This window comes from Mucilaginibacter sp. JRF (genome assembly GCF_015223065.1).
Classification (GTDB): Bacteria; Bacteroidota; Bacteroidia; order Sphingobacteriales; family Sphingobacteriaceae; genus Mucilaginibacter.
Map to the genome: position 1 here is coordinate 1 of NZ_JADFBY010000020.1, position 2,509 is coordinate 2,509.

Consider the following 2,509-nt stretch of genomic DNA (forward strand, 5'->3'; position numbering starts at 1 on the left):
TATTTTAATGAGGATCGTTTGCTATGCGATCTTTATTTTTGATAGCGGAAACGATGCCGTGATGAAGGATTAATAAGCTTTATTTTTTCTTTTCATCAGCTCATGAAGTATGGGTAACGGGCGAACTTTGTGATGGTTTCAGGATCGCTTTTTGGGATCAATGATCGCGCTGATCATGAGCGCTCCGGCCATCGTTTCGGACATAAAAAAAACATCAACCCAGTAAGAAAGGAGAGTGAAAAAGTGAATGTGGAATTGATTACCAGGGAAGACCTCGAACGCTTCAAAGAGGAGCTGTTCGGGATGTTAAAAGAGTTAACGAACAAGCCGCAATTCGGCGAGCAAAAATGGCTGAAAAGCTACCAGGTCAAGAACCTGCTGAAGATCTCTAATGGCACGCTGCAAAACCTCCGGGTCAATGGCACTTTAGACTACACCAAGATCGGCGGTATCATCTATTACAAGTATGAGGACATCGTGAAAGTCCTCGAAGGGCAAAAGAATAAAAGTCCTTTAACGTCTCACCCGCTCCGCAAATAACGATTCAGGTATAAGCTATCGCTAAGCGACGGCCTCTGTCATCCACGTTTAGGAGCAAGCCATGTTTTCGCTACGCTTAAACGGGCTTGCTCCTGCGGAGGGCCAGAGAAAGATTGTTTTTAGTTTCAGGATCTACACTTTGTTGAAAGAGGTGTTACATGGGAAGACCGGTAATAAAGGAAGAGGAAAAAAGAAAGGTGCAGGTCAATATCCGGCTGACAGAAGCCGAGCACAATAAGGTGCTGTCTTTCGCGGAAGCGGCGGGGCTGACACCTGCGAACTGGATCCGGTTTAAGGTTTTTACAGGCAGGTTTCCGGTGATGAAGATCTCGCCTTTGAACGCTGCCTTTTATCGCGAGCTGCAACGCATCGGGGTGAACCTGAACCAGGCCGTAAAGCACCTGCATACCGCGCAAAAGAATGAGGTGGAACCATCTGTGCTGGCAGAGCTGTTGCAGCTGCAAAAAGAGATCATCAGGGCGTTACTTTCATGACGGCAGATCAGGTAAAGGGCAAAGGTTTCAGAGGGGCGCTGCTGTACAATTTGGAGAAGGTAGGTAAGGGTCAAGCGGTCGTGCTGGACAGCTCTTTCGCGGACATGAACGTACGGCAGGTTATGCGCGAGATCGCCATGGTAAAGGGACTGCGACCGAATCTGCAAAAATACTTTTACCACACCTCGCTGAACTTTCCGCCGGGGGAAATCTTGACCGGTGAGGGAAAAAAGAAAATAGCGCTGGAATACCTGGCGGAGATGGGGTTTTCGGGGAATCAGTACGCCATCTTCGAGCACTTCGATGCCGGGCATCCGCACGTCCATCTGCTGGTCAACAGGATCGGCTATGACGGTAGCGTGGTCAGTGATTCCAGGGACTATGCCAGGAGCGAAAGGGTGCTGAGAAAGCTGGAAAAAAAGTATGGCCTGAGAGCGGTTGAATCAAGCCGTCAGGCTCAGGAACGCGCGGTTACCAAAAATGAGCTGGAGATGATGCAACGCACGGGGCAACCATCGGCAAAAGTAAAGCTTCAGGTTATCCTGAAGGATATGATCGCCGATCTGTCAAAGATTCAAAAGCCGGGCACGCAAGCCTTTATCGATGCCGCTGAAAGTAAGGGCATCAGCCTGCTGTTCAACCAGGCGTCGACGGATTTTGTGAGCGGGATCTCGTATGCTTATGGGGGGATGATCTTTAAAGGCGCGACGTTGGGAAACGTCTATAAGTGGAGCGGGATTAAAGGAGTGATCGATTATGAACAGGAAAGAGATGGCGCAAGAATTCGCCAGGCAAACGATCGGACAAGAACAAGCATCGAAGAGCGGGCAAACGGAACATCACGGCAGTCCGTCAGAGGACATCAGGGCCTTGTTCCGGGAACTGCGGGAGATGCAGCACTTGGCCAGGCGACAATATGGCAGCGAGCTAACCCTACACATCCGGTCACTCCGGGAGCAGTTGGACGGACTGGAGCGCAAAGCGTTCGAAATGGAAGCGCATATGAGGCTGGCCGCAACTTACGTCGAGCGGTTAAAAGAACATCAGAAGTTTGGCAGCCGCTGGCTCATCAGGCTGTACCTTATCGCAATATTAGCCGGCTGTTGCTCTGCGTTGATGACTATGCTGTTGGTATGAAAGATGCGGATTTTGATGAGGATAATTACAGCGCGAAAAAGAAAAAAAGAAGAAAGCTCAGGTTGCAGTAGCTATTGGCTTGGCGGGAACATTTTTTGATGAGCTTACCGGCTGCGGCAGGTGCTGCATTTCACCACACGCTTCGCGTGGTGGCTTCATTTCGCATCCACCCTCGCCGGAAGGATTGCCCGCGTCGTACCTCCGCCGGCGCCATCAGATTTGAATGGTTTATAGAATGGTGATATGAAGATGAAAAGGTGGTTTGCGTATTTGGGTATCATGGTCGTGTTTATCAATCTGCCGTTGTGGGATTTCTTTACCCAGGATCAATATACTTA

At 49.7% G+C, this 2,509-nt stretch carries 3 protein-coding genes; all 3 read left to right on the forward strand.

The window, feature by feature from the left end; translation table 11 throughout:
- Nucleotides 1–129: 129 nt before the first annotated feature.
- Entirely contained in the window at nt 130–540 is a 411-nt protein-coding gene (locus tag IM792_RS21490) for a helix-turn-helix domain-containing protein (RefSeq protein WP_347343831.1), read from the forward strand.
- A 158-nt stretch (nt 541–698) separates the two neighbouring features.
- The gene (gene mobC, locus IM792_RS21140; protein WP_194103914.1) at nt 699–1,034 is read left to right on the forward strand and encodes a plasmid mobilization relaxosome protein MobC; all 336 of its coding nucleotides are present in this window, start codon (nt 699–701) and stop codon (nt 1,032–1,034) included.
- Nucleotides 1,031–2,242: a relaxase/mobilization nuclease domain-containing protein gene (locus IM792_RS21145; protein WP_194103915.1), complete on the forward strand. Its 1,212-nt coding sequence runs from the start codon at nt 1,031–1,033 to the stop codon at nt 2,240–2,242. Before mobC ends, IM792_RS21145 begins: the two co-directional genes overlap by 4 nt.
- Nucleotides 2,243–2,509: the final 267 nt, after the last annotated feature.